The organism is Pseudomonas helvetica (genome assembly GCF_039908645.1).
Taxonomy (GTDB): domain Bacteria; phylum Pseudomonadota; class Gammaproteobacteria; order Pseudomonadales; family Pseudomonadaceae; genus Aquipseudomonas; species Aquipseudomonas helvetica.
This window is the reverse complement of record NZ_CP150917.1, coordinates 2,484,684-2,503,512: the sequence shown is the minus strand read 5'-3', so window position 1 is coordinate 2,503,512 and position 18,829 is coordinate 2,484,684. Positions and strand designations below refer to the sequence as shown.

The 18,829-nt window shown below is 54.8% G+C and carries 15 protein-coding genes and 3 pseudogenes; 10 read left to right on the top strand and 8 right to left on the bottom strand.

The features are described from left to right. Positions 1-28: 28 nt before the first annotated feature. The 3 genes and pseudogenes from AABM55_RS11535 to AABM55_RS11525 all read left to right on the top strand — a co-directional run bounded on the left by AABM55_RS11535 (position 29) and on the right by AABM55_RS11525 (position 3,369). Complete coding sequence (locus AABM55_RS11535; RefSeq protein WP_347927255.1) at positions 29-1,189, top strand: IS30 family transposase; 1,161 nt, start codon at positions 29-31, stop codon at positions 1,187-1,189. Between the two features lie 6 nt (positions 1,190-1,195). Beyond that, positions 1,196-2,068: pseudogene (locus AABM55_RS11530) on the top strand (IS3 family transposase); the annotation flags it as partial. Between the two features lie 1,031 nt (positions 2,069-3,099). Then, positions 3,100-3,369 (top strand): DUF6124 family protein, encoded by a 270-nt coding sequence (locus AABM55_RS11525; RefSeq protein WP_347929615.1) that lies wholly within the window; start codon positions 3,100-3,102, stop codon positions 3,367-3,369. Positions 3,370-3,736: 367 nt separating this feature from the next. On the opposite strand, the gene AABM55_RS11520 is transcribed toward AABM55_RS11525, so the two are convergent. Both AABM55_RS11520 and AABM55_RS11515 read right to left on the bottom strand, forming a co-directional pair. Beyond that, on the bottom strand, positions 3,737-4,057 hold the full coding sequence (locus AABM55_RS11520) for a cupredoxin family copper-binding protein (RefSeq protein ID WP_103315171.1): 321 nt from the start codon (positions 4,055-4,057) through the stop codon (positions 3,737-3,739). 13 nt (positions 4,058-4,070) lie between these two features. After that, complete coding sequence (locus tag AABM55_RS11515; protein ID WP_054596721.1) at positions 4,071-5,042, bottom strand: metallophosphoesterase; 972 nt, start codon at positions 5,040-5,042, stop codon at positions 4,071-4,073. A 147-nt stretch (positions 5,043-5,189) separates the two neighbouring features. Between AABM55_RS11515 and AABM55_RS11510 the strand changes: the two genes are divergently transcribed. Continuing rightward, positions 5,190-5,702, top strand: a complete 513-nt coding sequence (locus AABM55_RS11510; RefSeq protein WP_347929614.1) for a sigma-70 family RNA polymerase sigma factor — start codon at positions 5,190-5,192, stop codon at positions 5,700-5,702. Continuing rightward, positions 5,695-6,453, top strand: a complete 759-nt coding sequence (locus AABM55_RS11505; protein WP_347929613.1) for an anti-sigma factor — start codon at positions 5,695-5,697, stop codon at positions 6,451-6,453. Before AABM55_RS11510 ends, AABM55_RS11505 begins: the two co-directional genes overlap by 8 nt. Positions 6,454-6,755: 302 nt before the next feature. On the opposite strand, the gene AABM55_RS11500 is transcribed toward AABM55_RS11505, so the two are convergent. The 5 genes and pseudogenes from AABM55_RS11500 to AABM55_RS11480 all read right to left on the bottom strand — a co-directional run. Beyond that, complete coding sequence (locus AABM55_RS11500) at positions 6,756-7,829, bottom strand: lipocalin-like domain-containing protein (protein ID WP_347929612.1); 1,074 nt, start codon at positions 7,827-7,829, stop codon at positions 6,756-6,758. After that, complete coding sequence (locus AABM55_RS11495) at positions 7,819-10,296, bottom strand: FtsX-like permease family protein (RefSeq protein ID WP_347929611.1); 2,478 nt, start codon at positions 10,294-10,296, stop codon at positions 7,819-7,821. The genes AABM55_RS11500 and AABM55_RS11495 overlap by 11 nt, the downstream gene beginning before the upstream one ends. Before the next feature lies 1 nt (position 10,297). Then, positions 10,298-10,966, bottom strand: a complete 669-nt coding sequence (locus AABM55_RS11490; RefSeq protein ID WP_054596716.1) for an ABC transporter ATP-binding protein — start codon at positions 10,964-10,966, stop codon at positions 10,298-10,300. A gap of 205 nt (positions 10,967-11,171) precedes the next feature. Beyond that, on the bottom strand, positions 11,172-12,554 hold the full coding sequence (locus AABM55_RS11485) for a S41 family peptidase (RefSeq protein ID WP_347929610.1): 1,383 nt from the start codon (positions 12,552-12,554) through the stop codon (positions 11,172-11,174). Positions 12,555-12,713: 159 nt separating this feature from the next. Continuing rightward, positions 12,714-12,983: pseudogene (locus AABM55_RS11480) on the bottom strand (sulfatase); the annotation flags it as partial. 613 nt (positions 12,984-13,596) lie between these two features. Between AABM55_RS11480 and AABM55_RS11475 the strand changes: the two are divergent. The 5 genes from AABM55_RS11475 (at position 13,597) to AABM55_RS11455 (ending at position 18,703) form a co-directional block, all read left to right on the top strand. After that, complete coding sequence (locus AABM55_RS11475) at positions 13,597-13,845, top strand: hypothetical protein (protein WP_054596714.1); 249 nt, start codon at positions 13,597-13,599, stop codon at positions 13,843-13,845. 79 nt (positions 13,846-13,924) lie between these two features. Next, positions 13,925-15,346: an undecaprenyl-phosphate glucose phosphotransferase gene (locus AABM55_RS11470; protein ID WP_347930019.1), complete on the top strand. Its 1,422-nt coding sequence runs from the start codon at positions 13,925-13,927 to the stop codon at positions 15,344-15,346. 34 nt (positions 15,347-15,380) lie between these two features. Continuing rightward, on the top strand, positions 15,381-16,523 hold the full coding sequence (locus AABM55_RS11465) for a hypothetical protein (RefSeq protein ID WP_347929609.1): 1,143 nt from the start codon (positions 15,381-15,383) through the stop codon (positions 16,521-16,523). A gap of 83 nt (positions 16,524-16,606) precedes the next feature. Then, positions 16,607-17,713, top strand: a complete 1,107-nt coding sequence (locus AABM55_RS11460; RefSeq protein WP_347929608.1) for a glycosyltransferase family 61 protein — start codon at positions 16,607-16,609, stop codon at positions 17,711-17,713. Between the two features lie 489 nt (positions 17,714-18,202). Then, positions 18,203-18,703: a hypothetical protein gene (locus tag AABM55_RS11455; protein ID WP_347929607.1), complete on the top strand. Its 501-nt coding sequence runs from the start codon at positions 18,203-18,205 to the stop codon at positions 18,701-18,703. Between the two features lie 25 nt (positions 18,704-18,728). Here the strand turns inward: AABM55_RS11455 and AABM55_RS11450 are convergent. Beyond that, positions 18,729-18,825, bottom strand: a pseudogene (locus AABM55_RS11450) (transposase); the annotation flags it as partial. Positions 18,826-18,829: the final 4 nt, after the last annotated feature.

The window sequence follows — 18,829 nt, the reverse complement described above, 5'->3', positions numbered from 1 at the left end:
CCGCTCGTTGATTGGGGCATGGTAAGAAATGGCACGCAGTGGTACACATGGGTTTTCTGCTGAACAAAAATCAGAGCTTTGGCGGTTGTGGCGCAGGGGCGAAACCCTCAGCAAAATAGCGCTGGCCATTCAAAAACCAGCAGGCACTGTCCATACATTACTGGCTCGCAATGGGGGAATTTCCCCGCGAATCAGGCACCGCTCTCGGCTTGCTTTAACGCTGGGCGAGCGCGAAGAAATCTCCAGGGGAATGGCGATCGGTCATTCCATTCGCCACATCGCAGCCCAATTAAACCGCTCGCCCTCAACGGTCAGTCGTGAAGTATCGAGAAACCAAGGACGAGGTCTTTACCGCGCAACGGACGCAGATGCGCAAGCCTGGACACGCGGACTTCGCCCCAAACCGTATCGATTGAATCAGTCCCCTGAACTGTGCGAAGTGGTATCGAGTAAGCTGAAGCTCTACTGGTCACCCGAGCAGATCTCGGGTTGGCTCAAACGCGAATATCCCGACGCTCCCGCCATGCAGATTTCCCATGAAACGCTCTATCGAAGCCTGTTTATTCAAGCACGAGGTGTCTTGAAGAAGGAATTGGTTGCCGTACTTCGCTCCAGACGCATGATGCGCCGCGCAAAAACTGCTACGAGCAAGGGGCAACCCAGAGGTCATATCATTGATGCCGTTTCGATATCCGAACGCCCTGCTGAGGTGGCTGACAGGGCCATACCAGGGCACTGGGAAGGAGACCTGATAACCGGCTCTAAAAACAGCCACATTGCCACGCTGGTAGAGCGCACCACTCGATTTTTGGTTCTTGTCCGGGTAGAGGGGAAAGATACCAAGAGTGTTGTGGATGGCCTGATACGCGAGGTCCAACAACTTCCAGAACAGCTCTGGCGCTCCTTAACTTGGGATCGAGGCACAGAGCTTGCCCAGCACAAACGATTTACGCTGGACACAAACATCAACGTGTTTTTTTGCGATCCGCGCAGTCCTTGGCAGCGTGGTACGAATGAAAACACCAACGGTTTATTGCGCCAGTACTTTCGCAACGGCACCGATTTGAGTGGGTATTCTCAATCCGATCTCAATGCCGTTGCATTACAGATGAATCAACGACCACGCAAAACCTTGGATTTCGAAACACCGGCTGATAGGTTGCAACGTCTTGTTGCGCCGACCGGTTGAGCGCACCACCGCCTTCTTTGCCCGCGAGCTGAAGTAACGTATCGCTTGGTTCGGCAGCTGCAACAGAAGGCTTATTCGGTGGCGCATGTCTGTCGGCTGCTGGGTATCAGTCGATCCGGCTTCTACGAAGCCAACAAGCGTGCTGAAGCGCCAGCATCAGTTTGTCCCATGGCTCTGCAACTCAAGGCATCGTTTGCCGCGAGTGGCGGCTGTTATGGCAGTCGCCCGTTGCGTAAAGCGTTACGCGCCAAGGGCATGGAAATAGGCGTTTATAAAATTCGTCGTTTGATGCGTGCCCACGGTCTGCGTTCGGCCTGGAAGCGCAAGTTTGTGCACACGACCGATAGCAACCATGATCTGCCGATTGCTGAAAATGTGTTGAATCGCCAATTCGAACCCGAAGCGGTGAACAAGGCCTGGGTAGCGGACATTACCTATATCCGGACCCGTAGCGGCTGGCTGTATCTGGCCGTGGTACTGGACTTGTTCTCACGCAAGATCGTGGGTTGGTCCATGGCCCCGAACATGCCGGCTGAGCTGGTGTGTAGTGCAATGCAACTGGCAGTTGCTCAGCGTCAACCGCCACCTGGTCTGATCGCTCATTCGGATCGCGGTAGCCAGTACGCCAGCGCGAGCTACAGGGCGCTGCTGACAAGAAATAACATGCAGCAAAGCATGAGCCGTAAAGGTAACTGCTGGGACAACTCAGTGATGGAGCGCTTCTTCCTGAGTTTGAAAATGGAGCGGGTATGGCGGCGCGATTACGCCAATCACGCCGAAGCGATACGTGACATCACTGAATACATCGTTGGGTTTTACAACAACGAGCGGCTGCACTCGAAACTGGGATATCTGCCACCGACCGTTTACGAACGGCAATGGCGTCTAAACCACCTATCGAGGTGTCCGGAATTAGTTGACCACTACAGGCCCCACCGAACCCCGCACGCCGGCCCCAAGAGTTGCCGAGGGCAGCAACACCTGCACAGTAAGAAGAGTCGTTGTCACACTAGACGGCATGAAAACCGCTTGTGGTGCCACTTATATTGCCAGCCATCCAAAGGGCGCTGTGATTAGCCAGTTGAGGCGCCCCTTCAAACATTTACTGAGGAAATACTCCGCACAGTGCATTTCCCTGATAACCATGAACGATAGGCCCTAATACCATAAGAGGGCCACATGCATAAAATGGAGACTCCCAGGATTGTCCAGCGTGAAGCTTGCACACAGGCAACTTTAATGGAATGGGGAGAATGACAGCCCATAGCGTGATACCACACCACTCTCGCGTGGTCAGGTCGCTGTCTGTTTTCTGGTAGGTCAAGGGGATGCGCTCTTTTTCTTTCTCTGGCATTGATACCACTACCCCGACACAGCCAGTGAGATACATGGATATTGCGGTTACGGCCAGTATGTTTTTTATAGAGCGCTTAGGGGGCATCAGTGGCTTCATCCGTAAATCCATCAGTAAATCCATCAGTAAACAAAGACGACAGTCGACAGACCTTGTCGAATCACGTTGAGACCGCTCGCAAGGCCGTCAGGGCACAAATTAATCACTGAGATAGCCGGATCATCAGCAGAAACACGGGCTTCGGACATTTCCTGCACGCTGTAGCGGTTTTGGTGAACTTGTGTCGAACGGACCACGCGGATAGCCTTCCCCTGTCGTTGCAAAATCAGCGACAAGGGTGTGGAAGCCCTTCTCGAAATCTAAGCGCACAAGCGCCGCAAAATTTAAGCAGGCGCTTTTCCCTTGCCTGCTGTTAAATTATGGCGGCTGTGCGCGGGGCACTTTCGGGTGCGCCGGGTTCCTAGATTTCCCTGGTCTTCCACACCCGCGTACAGCTGCCACCCATCATGTGGAAGTGATGCTGGCAGTTCCTCAATTTAAATTTAGGAACAAGCCAATGAAAAAGATCACCCCCAATCCCCCCGCCTCCATCAGCCGTCTCTTCACCATAAGCCCCGACGTCGACACCGAAACCCTGCTGATCCACACCTCCGAAACCCTCGCCTCGCTCAATGCCATGGCCACCGATCTGGCCTTTGAACTCGAAGGCTCGCGTCGCAGCGTGGCGTTGGCGATTCAGCAGTTGGCTGTGCTGGGCGAGTTGATGGTCAACCGGGCGCTGGAACACCTCGACACGCCTGATTCGGCATCTGGCGTTCGCCATTGAGTGTTCAGGTTCGTTTATCCAATGGATGGTTCAGCCATGGCTCGCGCTAATGCCCGTCAGTTAATGTAAATCTTTGATCAGGCGGGCATTTGTGGCGAGGGGGCTTGCCCCCGCCGGCCGGTCCGCGTTCGGACGAAGCAGTCATAAAATCGGCGGATGCATTTTTCCTGATGCAATGCGATCACCGATTTTAGGGCCGCTTCGCGACCCAGCGGGGGCAAGCCCCCTCGCCACAGGTTCTGCGTGTTGGTGATTGTGCTGCGATCTCCCACATTAGATCTTTGCTGTTTCGGACTTTGCGTTCACTTGATTGACCGTTATCAAACCCTGGGGTCACCCATTTTTCTGAGCTACAACACCCCTCCCCTCACTTCGCCGCACTGACAATGATCTTCCCAATCATCTGCGGGTGCAGCGTGCAGTAGTATTCATAGGTCCCCGGCGTATTGAACTGATAGGAAAACTGGTCGTTGGTGTCGAGCGCCGGCGAATGGAACACCTTGTGGGTTTCCATAATCGTATGGATCGTTTGATCGTCGTTGACCCAGGTCACTTTGGTGCCCACCGCTACCGTCACGTCCTTGGGAGCAAACATGAACTCCTTGATATCGATTTTGGTCCCTTCCGCCCATGCAGGAATCGACACCATCAGCCAACCCAAGGCCAGAACCCGCAGTAAATGCTTCATCTCAGCGCCTCCCCTAAACGAGTGTTGAATCGATCAATGCCAACGGATGATCGCCCTGCGTCGCCTTGACCTCGGTAATCCCCAGGTAGTTGCGCAGTTGATCGGCTGCCACGGTCATCGGTCCCGGTGCTGGCCCGACTCCGGGTGCGGGTTGCGGGTAAGCCGTGCCGCGTGCGGTGTGGAAGGTGATGTTGCCCTCGACTTTCTGGATGACCTGATGGATATGGCCATTGAGGACCGTCACCGAACCGTATTTGCGCAGCATGGCGATGGCCTGATCGCCGTCTTCGGTGCCCCAGCCCCATGGCTGGTAGATCGTCCACAATGGAATGTGGGTAAACACCACAACCGGTGTGCTGGTGCTCACCGCCTTTAAATCATCCTGCAGCCAGGCCAGTTGCTCGGCACCGAGCGTCGCCTCATGGCCGGCCTGGAAGTTGAAGACGTTGACCAGCGCGATGAAGTGCACGCCATGGTCGTTGAAGCTGTACCAGCCATTGCCTTTGGTACCTTTGCCATAGCGCTCGAGATAGAGCTTGCCGCCGCCCTCATCGAGGGTGTCGTGCTCACCCGGTATGTAGTGCACGGTTGAAGGCAGGCCTTTGAGCACAGACGCGGCAGTATCGAATTCCTCCGGTTTGGAGAGGTGGGTGATGTCGCCTGTGTGGAGGATCAGCGAAGGTCGTTTCGGCAGCGCGATAACTTTGTCGATGGCGACCTGCAAGGTCTTCAGCGGTTCGGGATTGGCTTCCTTGTTGAAGCCGATGTGCGAGTCGCTGATTTGTACGAAGTGGAAGGTGCTGTCCAGCGCTTTCGGGTCCTTCACCTGGCCATCTTCGCCCAGGGCGAACGCTCGGGGAATGCCGCCGCTCAATGCCCAGATGACACCGGCACCCGCCCACGCCGAACACTTGAGCAGGTGCCTGCGGTCGGGGTCCAGGGGGCCATCTGTACGTTTTTCATGTGATGCCGGACGAATGTTCATGGGAACGCCCTCGTAGCGGTCTACATTGATGAACTGACAGGATGTAAAACCGCGCCGGTCGGGGTTTTATTCCCGGGAAAAAATATTTTTCATTCCGGGAATAAAACACAGCGAATCCGGGTTATAGGGGGCAAAGGCTGGGGCACTATGAAGCGATTTGAGGAGCTGCTTGCACCGCATATGGATGCCGCTTACAACCTCGCGCGCTGGCTCACCGGCAGTGACAGCGCGGCACATGATGTGGTGCAGGAAAGTGCACTCAAGGCGTTCAGATTTCTGCATCGCTTTGCCGATGGCAATGCCAAGGCCTGGTTCCTGACGATCGTCCGCAACGAGAGTTACAACTGGCTAAAGGGCTCGGCCAGCCATCGTTGGGTCGCCATCGGCGATGAAATCTCGCAAGACAACGTTGCCCTGAGCCACAGCCAGACACCGGAGCTGCTCGCCATGCAGGCCGAAGACGCTGCACGGGTTCAACAGGCACTGCGCGCCCTGCCCCCGGCCTTTCGCGAAATGATCGTCCTCAAGGAATTGGAGGACATGCCTTACAAGGACATCGCGAAGGTGGTCGACATACCTCTGGGAACCGTCATGTCGAGACTGGCCAGGGCTCGCGCCATGCTCAAGCTGGAACTACTGAAGTTGCAAGGCCATGAATGAGATCAACTGCACGGTCTGCCACGAATTGATTCATGGCTACCTGGACCATGAACTGGACGCCACGACCACCGCGAACGTTGCCGGGCATCTGTCGCAGTGTGCCGACTGCCAACGTGTGCATGACGAAATGCAACGGCTGATCACCAGCGTCAAGGCCTATGCGCCGTATTACGCGGCGCCCGATGCGCTGATTCAACAGGTCTTCGTCAATCTCCCGTCACCGACCTCTCCCTGGCAAGCGTTGAGAGATGCCACGCGAAAGTGGCTGGCACCGGCTTTTTCCGCGATCGCACTGGCCATGGCCCTGGTGCTGTATGTGGCCACGCCTTCGCCTGAGCAACCCTGGCTGGACGAAGCGGTGTCCAGCCATGTGCGCTCGCTGATGGCCCAGCACTTGAACGATGTCGTGTCGTCCGACCGGCACACGGTCAAGCCCTGGTTTACCGGCAAGCTGGATTTTTCGCCACCGGTGTTCGACTTCTCGGCACAGGGTTTTCCTTTACTCGGCGGGCGCCTGGATTACCTGCAACACCAGACGACCGCTGCGCTGTCTTACGGGCGGGCGAAGCACATCATCAACGTGTTCATGGTGCCGACGACAGAAACCGATCAGCCCCGGAAAAACCAGTTCATCCGCGGTTACAACGTGGTCGCGTGGCAACACAATCACATGCGTTTTATCGTGATATCCGATCTGGAAAAAACCGAACTGGAAGCCTTCAGCCAGTTGCTTGAACAGGGTGCTTTTTAACGAGAGGTGTGATTTGAAGGTTGTCGGTGTGATGAGGCGCAGCAAGAAATGTTGTTTATCGCGCCTGGAGGAAGGTGTTCGCCCAGTGTTATGGCCTGGCAATCCATGCACCGGTAAAGAGCCCCGACACTGAGCGAACGGGGGAATTTTAATGCAACGCAAACGTTCTGTCCGCTCACAAATTCTGAATAAATCTGGACACAATGTTCCCGCTAATTTGTTTGTAACGAAAAAAATCGAACCAATCCGACCACCCTTGTTTCCCTGAGCAGGAGCGCATGGATACCGGGCGGCGCTCTGGATCAGTACCCGGTCATTTCCAGATACCCGTTGCCGGCATGGCTGCCGCTCAATTGCACCGGCCCTTCCCAGTAGGGAATGCGCAAATCCATCCAGGCCCCGGGGTTCAGCGCGCTGCTGGTGATGTCCAGGCCTTTGCCCGGGACCTTGATCGACCAGCGCGTCGGCAAACGCCGCCCGGCCACCTCGGAAGACGCCAACGGCGTGAGGCTGATCTCGTCTCGCGACAGTTGCACCGCGCTGCCGTCCGGGTTGATCCAGGTGCCAGTCAGGTATGCCACTCCTTCCTTTTGCCGCATCCGATACAGCATCAACTGCGCGCCACCGTCCAGGTGCAGGGAAAACCAGTCCCAACCGGTCTGGTTCGCCGTCAGCGGCTGGCTGCTCCACTCACGGTCGAGCCACGCCCGGCCACTGACCTGATACGTCGTGCCGTCGATTTCCAGGCTGCCGCTGGCCTGGAAGAACGGCTGGCTGTAGTAGTACGACGCCTGGCCCTGCTCGGATTTTTGACTGAAGCCCTGCTCGCCTTGCAGCACCAACGGCCGATTTGAGGTGAGTCGCAGCCGATAGTTGAAGCCCTTGCCGCTGGCCTGCATGTGCATCTCGGCCAAAGGGTTCGCGGCGTCGGTTTGAGTGTTCAGGCGCCAGTCATCGATCCACGCCGCAAACGGTACGTTCTGAACCCCGGCCTGGCCGACGCCACCGCGGGCGTAACGCTCGGCGGCGTAGTGAACGGTCGCCGAGGTCACTGCCGCATGACCGAGCCAGACGATCTGGCTGGCCCAGCCGGGTTGCTCGGGCCCGGCCTTCAGGGCATTGCGAAACAGCGTCCACTGCACGCCGAACTCCCGGCCCTGCGAGTCCTTGAGGTTGGCGGTGATGTACCACCACTCGACGCGGTAACCGTCATGGGCACCATGATCGGCCGGGAAGCTGAAAACCCGGCCCGGCGTCACTTGCTGGAACGCCGCCGCTTCACTGCCCAGCCCGGCGAAACTTTCGTTGTGCGTCGATGAGTCATCGCAACCCGTCAATGCCAGCAACAACACGCCAACGACCCAGTTAATCCTCATGGGCAAAGCTCCTCAGCAGGTCCGCCGGTTGCGTGCGATAGAGCTTGAACAATGGCCAGGCCGAGGCCAGTAACGTCGCCAACATCGCCAGCCCCATCAATTCCACGAGTTGCAACGGGAACACCCGCAACGGCAGGCGCCAGCCAAACGCCTGAACGTTGATCACCGTGTCCAGGCACCAGGCCAGCGCCAGCCCCAAGGGTAACGCCACCACCAATGTCAGCAGGGCCAGCAACCAGGTCTGCCCGAGGTTGAGCAGCATCAATTGTCGGCGCGTCACGCCCAGCGCCCACAACGGCGCCAGCTGCCCGAGACGGCTCTGACTCTGGGTCAGCAAACTGATGAACAGCGCCACACCGGCCACGCCGAGGGTCAGGCTGTTGAGCGCCGCCGTCGCCGCGAAGGTCCGTTCGAACACCTGCGTCGACCAGCCCTTGAGTCGGGCCTGATCGACGATACGGCTGTCATCCAGGGCAAAGCGCGATTGCAGCGCCGTCAGTAGCGCGGGGATTTGCGCCGGATCGATACGCAGGTTGAAGCGACTCGGCGTCAGTTGCGGCCAGTAATGCAGCAGGTGTTCAGCGTTGACCAGCAAGTGCCCCTTGGGGTTGCCGTAGTCGGCATAGATCCCGATCAATTGCGGTGACCACGCGCCTTGTGGCGTGGGAATGCTCAGGTGGTCACCGAGCCGCAGCTTGAGTCGACGGGCCAGTTGTTCGCTGAGCATCACCGTGTCATGCGCTACCAACTGATCCCAGGGACGCTCGCCCAGTGCTTCAAGCAACGGCCAATGCTCGCGATAGGTCGGATGATCGATCACCCCGAAAAGGTCTGCCGGCCAGCCCTGCAACGACACCGCGACCTGCCAGCTCGGCAACACCGCGCTGAGTTTTTGTTCCGGCAGCCACTGCTGCAGTTCGGTGGCCTGCGCCGGGTTCTGCGGGTTGACGTAAAGCTCGGCAGTCAGCCGTTGCTCCAGCCAATCGCTGAAGGTCTGACGAAAACCGGCGGTCATGCTGCCGGCACCGATGTTGGCCGCCAGCGCCAATAGCAGCGCCATCAAGGCCAGGCTCAGGGCAGGCAACTGCTGACGGCAATCGGCGAGAAACCATTGCCCCAGCACCGATCGGCTGCGCCGCTCGAGCCGATTCAATACAACGTCAAGCAGCACCGGCAAACTCAATGCAGCACCGATCAACAACGCAGCCATCAACACAAAACCGCTGGCCAGACTGTCACCCCACAGCAACGCAATCAGGCCGATCACCGCAGCGACTGCCGCCACCCAACCCTGACGCCGCAACCAGCGCGCGTGAGCCTGATGCCAGGCTTGCGGATTGGCCAACGCCAGCAGCGGCAATTGCGCCGCCCGCAGCAAACTGTTCGCCCCGGCCAGCAGTGCGCCGAGCAGGCTGACAGCGAGCCCGCTGAACCACCACAGCGGGCTGAGGCTCAACCGTCCCGCCACTTCCGCGCCATACAAACCACGCAAGCTGGCGGCAACGTCCGGCAACAGCAGGCTGGCCAACAGGTAACCGCTGACCACTCCGGCCATCCCGCCGAGCAGTGCCAGCCCACCCAATTCAAGGCTCAGGCAGAAGATCAGCGTCCGCACGCTGACCCCACAGGCGCGCAGGGTTCTGAACAACCCGCGACGTTGCTCCAGCGCCAGACCAATAGCCGCGTGGACAATGAACAAGCCGACCACGAACGACAGAAACCCCAGCGCGTCGAGGTTCAGGTGGAAGCTTTCGGTGAGCCGCGCCAGATTGTTTTCCTCGCCGCTGCGCTTGAGTTGCAACTGCTCCGTCAATTCGCTGGGTAGCTGAGGCTCGGTGGCGGCGAACTCCCTGGGCAACAACAGTCGCGACAGCTGTGCCGGCAAACCCAGCACCTGCTGGGCAACTCCGATGTCCACCAGCAATACGCCGGGGGCCATGTCGACCTGACTGTGCAACGGCGGCAAGGTCTGCCCGTTGAGGTTTTGCGGTTGGTCGCCGTCACGTAAACCGAGCGCCTGTAAGGTTGACGGGGCAATCCAGGCACGGCCCGGCGGGCCGACAAAATCGACCATCTGCGCCATGTCGAGGTGTTGTCCGGCCAGCGCCGAACCGCTGGGCAACGACAACGGCTCGATACCCATCAACTGCAAGCGCAGGTCTTCATGCCCCTTGAGTTGCAGTCGCGCCTGCAACACCGGTGATACCGGCCAACCGGCCCGGCGCAGGTTGACGAACAACGCCTGAGAAAAGGTCGCGCCATTCGGCGCACTGAGGCTGGCTTGGGGTTCACCGCCAATCAGTTGACTGGCGCGGGCGTAACTTTCTCGCGCCTGACTGTTCAGCGCCTGCACCCCGGTCAACAGGCCGGTGGCCAGCCAGAGCCCGGTCAGCACACTGAAAAACTGCACCGGGTGCTGACGCCAATGGCTGAGCAGCGCTCGCAAGGTTTCACGCAAAACGTCCATATCAGCGTTGGCCTGTGTCGACCAGGCGTCCACCGTGCAGCAGCACTTTTTCTGCCAGCCGTGCGGCGACCCGTGGGCTGTGAGTGACCATCAACAAACTGCTGGGGCTGTCATCGAGCAGCTCCAGCAGCAAGTCGAGCACCTCATCGCTGGTGTGTTCATCGAGACTGCCGGTCGGCTCATCGGCCAACAGCAGACGCGGACGCGACGCCAGCGCCCGACCGAGAGCAACCCGTTGCTGCTGGCCACCGGATAACTGCTCCGGATAACGTTGGAGTAAATCCCCCAGCCCCAACCGCGCCACCAAGTGCGCTTGCCAACGCAGGTCATGACGTCCGGCGAGGCGTGCCTGGAATGCCAGATTGTCCTCGACCCGCAGGCTGCCAATCAGGTTGTACTGCTGGAACACCAAGCCGATTTCAGTGCGCCGCCAATTTGCCAGTTGCCCTTCGTTCATCTGTTCGAGGCGCTGATCGCCCATACGGATGCTACCGCGATCGACTTTGTCGAGTCCGGCAATCAAGTGCAGCAAGGTGCTCTTGCCACTGCCGGATTCGCCCATCAGCGCCAGACTGCTGCCTTGCGTCAGTTGCAAGTCGACACCTTGCAACACCGCCAATGGGCCCTGGGGTGTGGCGTAGCTTTTGAACACGCCTTGGACCTGAAGCATGGGAACGCTCGTTCGACAGGAAGTCAGGCCAAGGATAGCGGACAGGCATGCACGCCCTGCATGGTTTTTGTTGGTTAACGATTGTCGAGGCGTCTGGCGTGCAATCTGAGCTCAAAACTAGTCTAGCCATAATGATAAGAAGATCGGTGAATTGCTCAGCAGCCTCGCCAGCTTAAGCCCGCAGTGCAGTATCGTTTAATAACTGTCAGATCGTATCAAGAACCCATTTCTGCACGGCCGCAGTATCATTGATATCCCCATCAAAGATAAAGCTCGGGTCATAACTTTGGTTATTTCCTCGCGCTCGGTCTCTCCATACCTTTAACGGTAACCAGAACTGGGCACCACTCGGCAGTGATTGAGAGCCTATATCAATATACAGCGTGTCGGCACTCGTTGGTAATCCCAGATGGACAGTCCCCGGAATAGCAAGAACAATGTCCGCAAAGTCTAGACAGGCGCTAGCGCAAAATGAGTCCGTCACCAGCGCAAGCTTACCTTTGAAGCCTTGAGCATTAAACCCTTTCAACTTCCCTTGATCTATTGACGAAGAACTCGGCTGCCGCAACCAATCTTTTTTCTCACGAAGCGCGAGCCCCATCGACTCAGTTAAACCAGAAACAAACTTATAGGCTTCACTGTTTTTTCCATAATCACCCTCCATGGACTTTAGAACATGACTGAGCGTTGACAATGCAAAAGGAGAAACACGCCACATCGCATACGCGCGAGATTGCTCACCCATACCATTCACAACTTTTGAACCTAACAGAGCAGAAAGTATTTCAACACCCACTAAACTGTTACCACCGCGATTACCACGTGCATCAAGCACAACCAGCTTGGCATCATTGATACTTTTGATGCCGCTTAGCATTTTATCGAGGGAGGCATTTTCAGCTGCTGAAGGTGTGAAATTTGATACGTGTATCCAGTAGCGCCCGTCTCCCAGGCCTTTTAGAGTCTGTGGCGGTTGAGGCTGCGACAGTAAAGGATCCAGCTCCCCGCGCTCTTGCCGCCATAACAAAGTAAAGTGCTGTTGATCTCCATTTGGGAGAGTAACCAGGCAGTTGTTTGGCAAGACTCTGCCCAGCACGGGATAATTGACATCATCCACCGTCAACTGCGTAGCCAAATGCAACCATGTCGAGTGCAATTTAAGTCTACGATCAATATAGGGCGACAGGTCACTTTCCAGTATCTCGCGGACTGACTTATTATCACACGCCACCACCTCAGACCCGACGGGAGGTAAAGGCACAGGCCAGTCTTTAGAGACATTCTTTACAATAAAGCTCTGCCCCTTCATCCCCAAAACAAAACCTGCCCAAGAAGACTTCTCCTGTTTTGATTGACTCAGCCCTACGTGACCATCCTGAAAACCAGCAATGTAAAAATTGAGAACGGCTAAAGAATCTTTCTTCGACTTGACCTGCGCCGACAGTTGCCGAGCTTCTAAATACCCCTGTTCAACCCAGCTCGCAAAAGCCTTATTGTTACTGTCTAAAGCGCCTGGATGAGCACTGACTATCAGTTGATGCATAGCAGAAAGGTCATTATTTGTTAACTCCTTCCATTTTTTTTGCATCAGCTTCTTCAGCTAGAGCGAAAGAGGGTACAAAAAAAATAGAGCACAGCATTAACCGTACGGTTCTGGAAAAACACACACTGACAGCAAGACTCATCTTGAAACACCACAAAAAGATAGTTAATGATAGTGTTTCTGTTCACATTTTTCACTACAGCCCACGCCGGTCTGGTCGAACTGGGCGAATTCGTCGATGTCCTTGCGCTCAAGGTCGGTCATCAGGTTTTGCAGGTTGCTGCCCGTGCGTTGGGCGTCGATGTAGGCCGTATGCAACCCGGCCTTCTTTGTTGCGTATTGCCAGATCGACGGCAGGCTCGAATTGATACGCGTGTAGTCCGTGCGCGCACCGCCATAGCGCAAGGTCACGTTGGTGTCGGCGCTGCAGTTGGCGACGGAAGCGACATAGCCGTAGTTGAAAATGTCGAGGCCCGAGTTCCTTCAGGTATCTGGTCATGAGTCCTCTCTCGCTCCTGATCGGTATGGCGAGTTAGTGACTGGCCATTTTTGGGCACTAGCAGCACGCACTTAAAGCGCAAGAAATGCCATCTAACGTGCAAAAGCGTCAAAAAACAGATGACTCAAAAATGACACACCTACATCTTGTAACCCTTGTAACTCAAGCCTTACGACCGTTTATCGCTTTCTTTACAGCGTCTGTAATGCCTCAACCACAGGCAGAGTCGCAGTCTGACGGCACTTGATGGCAGATCGCCTAACACCTGACCATTTTTCAACAGAGGATCATGTCAGTTTGCTGACATGGTTTGTCCACGCTGGGCTATACCCCGACATAGCAGAAAGCTTCTTTCAGGGAGGATCTCCTGGATGGGTGTCGTGCCAGTGAGAGTCGATTGGACGTCCAGGCCGAAGTGAGTCCAGGGCTGGAGATTATGTGATCGCGGATTGCCGTCGTGGCAAGACGGTTGTGGAGAGCCTGCGAAGCGCCTATTGCTGCAGATAAGCGCTTACACGTTTTTATGAGATTGGCTGTGTCACGGCTGGCGGCTCATATTCTGCATTGACCTCCAAGGGGGTGAATTCGATGAAGATGTATTTGAGCAAAGTTGGCAAAGACGCTTGGGGCGCGCTCCTTGCAGTCTGTTCTGTTGGCTTGGCGGCCTGCTCCTCGCCGGCTGAGAAGGCCAGTAGGTATTACGAGAAGGGTCTGGCGCTGATGGTTCAGGGCGACGTGCTCAAGGCTCTGGCACCAGGAGAGCTGTCAATGTGGTGCGAATCATCGAAGCTGCGATGCACCGCACCGCTGATGGATCATTCAACGCTGACAAGTTAATTAATAATTATATCTTCATTGCCTTTTTTATTACTTAATAGATAAGCGTTTTGGATTCTCAATTTAATGAGGTCTAATGATGATATTCGAACCCAGCAGTAGCCGCTCCATACTCCAGCGACGAAGCAGTACCAGTAACGCTATTCAGGCCGGTCTCGATTTTGTTGCGGTGATCGGTGTCGCATGGTATTTGATCGATTATCATATCGGCGTTATAACGCAAGCGTATGTCATCATGCTCCTGTTGCTGCTTGGGGCGCTGGCTGTCGTGTACGACCATTATGCTATTTACCGAAGCAATGTTGGATTTACCGTCAAAGCATTTAAGCTTTTGAAGGCGTGGCTTGCCGCTTTTGGTTTTCTCGTTGTCATGGCCTTTCTGACCAAACAAAGTGAACAGTACTCGCGCTTATTGGTTGCGCAGTTATTTATTGTTGGATATTTCGCTCAGTTGCTTTTGCACCTGGCGACACTCGAAGTGCAGAAGAAACTCTTGACCCACCCGAATCATTTGGAAACCGCTCTTATTATTGGCTCGGGGGAGCTGGCCAGCTTCCTTCACCAGAAAATAAGCAATAATCCCTGGCTGGGTGAACGAGTGGTCGGTTGTGTGTTGATTGGACCGCGCGATGTTCGAGGGAAGGAGGGCTCAGAAAGCACGCAACGTTTGTCGATACTGGGTAATATCTCCGACCTTGATAAGTTAATCGTGCGACATTCCATTCGTACCGTATATTTCGTTACACCTCTGGATGGCTCGGAGGTCATTAAGGATGTTTACTTAAAGCTGCTTGATAAGCACATTGCTATTAATTGGGTGCCTGACATTTTTTCACTGCGTTTGATCAATCACAGCGTTCGTGAAATTGCCGGTATTCCCGTGCTGACTTTGTCTGAAACTCCACTGATGGGGATGCGTCTGTTTCTGAAGAATGTTGAGGACAAAGTCTTGGCTTTTCTCATCTTGCTTCTGGCGGCTCCATTGCTGGTGGCTATAGCGATTGCCATCAAGGTCGATAGCCCTGGGCCGGTGTTCTTTCGACAGGAGCGCATGGGGTGGAGTGGAGTTTTTCGTATCTGGAAGTTCAGAAGCATGGTCGTCCATCAGCCGGAAGACGGCATCGTCAAGCAGGCAGAAAAGAATGATCCGCGCATGACCAGGGTTGGAGCCTTTATTCGGCGAACTAGCCTGGATGAGTTGCCACAGTTGTTCAACGTTTTGATGGGGGAAATGTCCCTGGTGGGGCCTCGCCCGCATGCTATTCAGCATGATGCGCAGTACTCGCCTGGCATCGCAGACTACTTTGCGCGTCACAATATCAAGCCAGGCATCACAGGCCTGGCTCAGGTGCGTGGCTTTCGCGGTGAAACGAAAGATATAGAGCAGATGATTCAGCGTGTTGAGTCTGACATTGAGTACATCAACAACTGGTCGCTCTGGCTCGATTTCGTCATTCTTCTGCGAACGCTGTTTGCCTTCACCGGCAAGCGAGCCTATTAGCCAGTCTGAAGGCAAGTTAAAAAGAGTGCCGAAAATGAAAGCGTATTTAGCGGTGCAGATCCGAAAACTCATATCTCCCTCAATACGATTTGAGCTAAGAAAAACTACAGCCTGGCTGCGAGACATACTTGGGCGAGCCTGTTTCTGGCGCTGGGAAATTGTCAGATTCAAGCTGCGCAAAGACAGTCCTTACGACATCCTCTATGTGGGAAGAAGAGCACAGCGGGAAATGGCCAAGGTTCTCATGGGGGTGGAGTCTCCTGTGGCCGACAGCAAATCGGAATCGGATAAATCAAACCGTACGGTTCTGGTCAGTGAAATACCAACCTTGGGCGCGTTGTATGTGCCTCACTTTCTGAGTGCTATCGTGCCGCTGGGTCGTTCCATCGACGATATCACGGCGGGATACGATAGTAAGTTACGTCGAAACATACGCAAGAACCAATCGCGCTACCGAATGAAGCAGGCGCTGACGGACGAGGAAATTGAAAGAGCCGACAGGGAAATGCTTCAACCCTATGCCATCGCAAGGCATGGCACTGCCGCCTCGCAAATTGCCCCACATGAAGTGTTAAGGATAGCAAAGACTTTCGGCCGGCTCGATCTAATACTGTTGGAGGACGAAATTGTTGCATGCCAACTTGCGTGCGTAATTACTCGGGCCGGAAAGCGCTACTGGAGCATGATACGTGCTGGCTATCCTGAGGCGGTTTTTTCAGATGCCAAAAGGCTGAATGAAGTCAACTCGATCACTACATTTATGGAGCTTGAGTGGGCAATAAACAATGGCTTTGACTATTATGACATCGGTACTTGCCTGGCCCGTCCTGACGACGGGCTTCTCGAATGGAAAAGAAGACGTGGCGGTGATGTTGATACGCTGGGTAACCACGCTTATATGTTTGTCCGACTACCCAAGGTGGGCGCAGCCCAACTCCTTTGGCATACACCTTTATTTGCTGTCGAGGGAAAAAAACTGACACTTCATCTTGGCTTGCCGGACGGGCAAAACGATGAGGAAGTGGTGACTCGCTATATCAACATGGGGTTTGGCGGACTATACAAAATTTATCTCTACTGTACCAAGAGTCCAAGCGAACTTCTTCTCGACAGGTTACGTAGTCGTTATGCTCATTTGAAATCCCCGCCCATTGTGGAGAGAATTATATCTACCTGAGCAGCTTTCTGATGTTAAAAAATGCAGTTTAGGCGCTTGCGCTATTTACTGTTTTTTGTAACGCGGATTAGAGTGAAGATGATATGTCAGAATTACGCGTGTTAACGAGCAGCCACCGGACAACATGGAACCTTGCTGCATACCGGCATATTGTAAGAGCGCGTGTTATGCGAAAGCCGGCGGAAACCCCGCAAAGTGCAGCGGTGAAAACCTGGACTATTGCGCCTGGCGAAACATCAATTTCTCCACCGGCTTTTTTCCTGCCCAATCAACTCGAACGTGTGACAGGATGGGAAGAAGAACGCTTTTTTCCTTACGAACACCCTCGTCGTACAATGGAAGGAATCGGCAGCGTTGATCATGGTCCAACACGGGGCTACCTGCTTAAAGATGTCTGGCTGATAGATGGAACACTCTACAAGGGCAACGCAAAATCCTGCTTATCTCCTAGATCTGGTTGGCTTCCAAAAATCTCCGTGGAAACCGAGATGGAGCGCGGGGCGATTTACTGTACAGCAGGTGGAAACAAATGGTTTGGCTCCTGGCTGATGGAAGACTGTGTCACTTACCCATTAGCATGCGACGAAGGAGTTCCGGTGACGACCGCGCCATCCACCAGGTCTCCTCTATTTCCCCAGACTCCCGAATATGAGGACTGGCTTGGCATAACACCGGTTCGTTTGCGCAATGCGTTTTTTCATGAACTCGTGATATTCGATGATCTAAGTCAAAATCGAAATAGGCATTTACGCTTCCGCGCGATGGGTGAAAAATTACTGTCACACGTAAGGTACAGCTCTCACCCCGGAGTTTTCATTCTGCGAGGCGGCAACGGTGAATTGCGACTGTTACACAATGAAATGGAACTCGCTGAACGTCTGCATAACCGCAGAGGTTTTCGCATTATCGACCCTTCGAAAACCGATGTTCCAACCATCGTAGCGACCTGCGCTGGAGCAAAAACCGTGGTGGGGGTCGAGGGGAGTCATCTCGTACATGGTGTCAATGTACTTCAGCCTGGCGGCTCATTGCTGGCTCTGCAGCCCCCGAATCGTTTCATCTGTTATTACAAGTATCTAACGGATCGCGATCACCAAAATTTTGGCTTTGTGGTGGGAATGCCAGAGGGCGATGGCTTTAGAATCGACCCCGATGAGGTTGAGCGCACTCTAGACCTATTCCCTTCATGAAGACTTGATCTGAACCACGCTCCTCGTTCCAAGGTCGAGCCCCCATTCCGAGTGATCAAACGCCAATAGCCTTGCCCTTGATCAGGTCAAAACGTTCACTGCCCTGCAACAGCTTGCGCTTGGGTCGACAAGGCAACACCGTACCGAAAAGGTCAGGTGATGCACTCAGTTTCCGCGGCCGCCCCGCTTCACGTTGAGCGGAAAAGGCCAAAGGCGGTGCGGGCGCGTGTTGCATTTGGTCTTTGAGACCGTCCTGTTGCGGACGATGCTCAAGCCTGAAGCTATTTCATGCGGATAGAGCCCGCTTGATTGATGACTGACCTGTTTTTTGCGACGTTATTTTGACGCAATTGCACTGACTTTCTATTTATATTTATCGTAGTGACGCACTATTGACGCGATAGCGATGTGCCTACTATGCTCAATTTAACTTGATAAGGAATCCTTCATCCGACAAAAGCATACTCCTCTGCTCAGGGAGGCGATGTTATGCACCCGACACTTTTTATTAAGTCCGTTTTGTTATTAATACTCCTGAATGGTGCGACTATTTCTAGTGCTCAGGCTGCCAGTTTGGTCTATGAATCCAGTTGCATGAGCAACTCTGGCGAGGATTTAGGACCTCAACCTGGCATGCTGGTCGAAGAGCGCGCGAGTGGCAACGCCATTGCCTTTCACACCGACTTCTCCGGTGATTCTCACACGCAGAGCATTGCGACCAAGGGCGTGCTTAACAATGGGGTCAACGCTCTCGGCGAGTGGGTCAGCTTCCTTGGGCCGTGCGCCAATGCTTCTTCATTTAACAGTTTGATTGCGGCACTTGCCAATGGCCAGTTCAGGGTGGGTCGGCATGTCCAGGGTATAGGTCTGGCTGGGACAGCCAATGCTTATATCAATCAACGGAGTACGGTACCGCTTCCTGCGGCAGCATGGTTATTTTCTTCCGCGTTATTTGGATTTATCGTATTTGCCAATCGACGGAAGGTGTAGGTAGTGCTTTCGTACAATGCCTTCCCATGGTCGGATCGCTGCAACCGAACCAGTTCTGCAACAGATGCACGCGCAGCATCGCCATCAACGTAGAGGCCGGACGAACCGCCCTCGCCCTTCGGCAAT

Excerpts from the sequence above, each read along its gene's own strand:
- AABM55_RS11535 (WP_347927255.1), top strand. The coding sequence starts at position 29 with ATGGCACGCAGTGGTACACATGGGTTTTCTGCTGAACAAAAATCAGAG.
- AABM55_RS11525 (WP_347929615.1), top strand. The coding sequence starts at position 3,100 with ATGAAAAAGATCACCCCCAATCCCCCCGCCTCCATCAGCCGTCTCTTC.
- AABM55_RS11520 (WP_103315171.1), bottom strand. The coding sequence starts at position 4,057 with ATGAAGCATTTACTGCGGGTTCTGGCCTTGGGTTGGCTGATGGTGTCG.
- AABM55_RS11515 (WP_054596721.1), bottom strand. The coding sequence starts at position 5,042 with ATGAACATTCGTCCGGCATCACATGAAAAACGTACAGATGGCCCCCTG.
- AABM55_RS11510 (WP_347929614.1), top strand. The coding sequence starts at position 5,190 with ATGAAGCGATTTGAGGAGCTGCTTGCACCGCATATGGATGCCGCTTAC.
- AABM55_RS11505 (WP_347929613.1), top strand. The coding sequence starts at position 5,695 with ATGAATGAGATCAACTGCACGGTCTGCCACGAATTGATTCATGGCTAC.
- AABM55_RS11500 (WP_347929612.1), bottom strand. The coding sequence starts at position 7,829 with ATGAGGATTAACTGGGTCGTTGGCGTGTTGTTGCTGGCATTGACGGGT.
- AABM55_RS11495 (WP_347929611.1), bottom strand. The coding sequence starts at position 10,296 with ATGGACGTTTTGCGTGAAACCTTGCGAGCGCTGCTCAGCCATTGGCGT.
- AABM55_RS11490 (WP_054596716.1), bottom strand. The coding sequence starts at position 10,966 with ATGCTTCAGGTCCAAGGCGTGTTCAAAAGCTACGCCACACCCCAGGGC.
- AABM55_RS11485 (WP_347929610.1), bottom strand. The coding sequence starts at position 12,554 with ATGCAAAAAAAATGGAAGGAGTTAACAAATAATGACCTTTCTGCTATG.
- AABM55_RS11475 (WP_054596714.1), top strand. The coding sequence starts at position 13,597 with ATGAAGATGTATTTGAGCAAAGTTGGCAAAGACGCTTGGGGCGCGCTC.
- AABM55_RS11470 (WP_347930019.1), top strand. The coding sequence starts at position 13,925 with ATGATATTCGAACCCAGCAGTAGCCGCTCCATACTCCAGCGACGAAGC.
- AABM55_RS11465 (WP_347929609.1), top strand. The coding sequence starts at position 15,381 with ATGAAAGCGTATTTAGCGGTGCAGATCCGAAAACTCATATCTCCCTCA.
- AABM55_RS11460 (WP_347929608.1), top strand. The coding sequence starts at position 16,607 with ATGTCAGAATTACGCGTGTTAACGAGCAGCCACCGGACAACATGGAAC.
- AABM55_RS11455 (WP_347929607.1), top strand. The coding sequence starts at position 18,203 with ATGCACCCGACACTTTTTATTAAGTCCGTTTTGTTATTAATACTCCTG.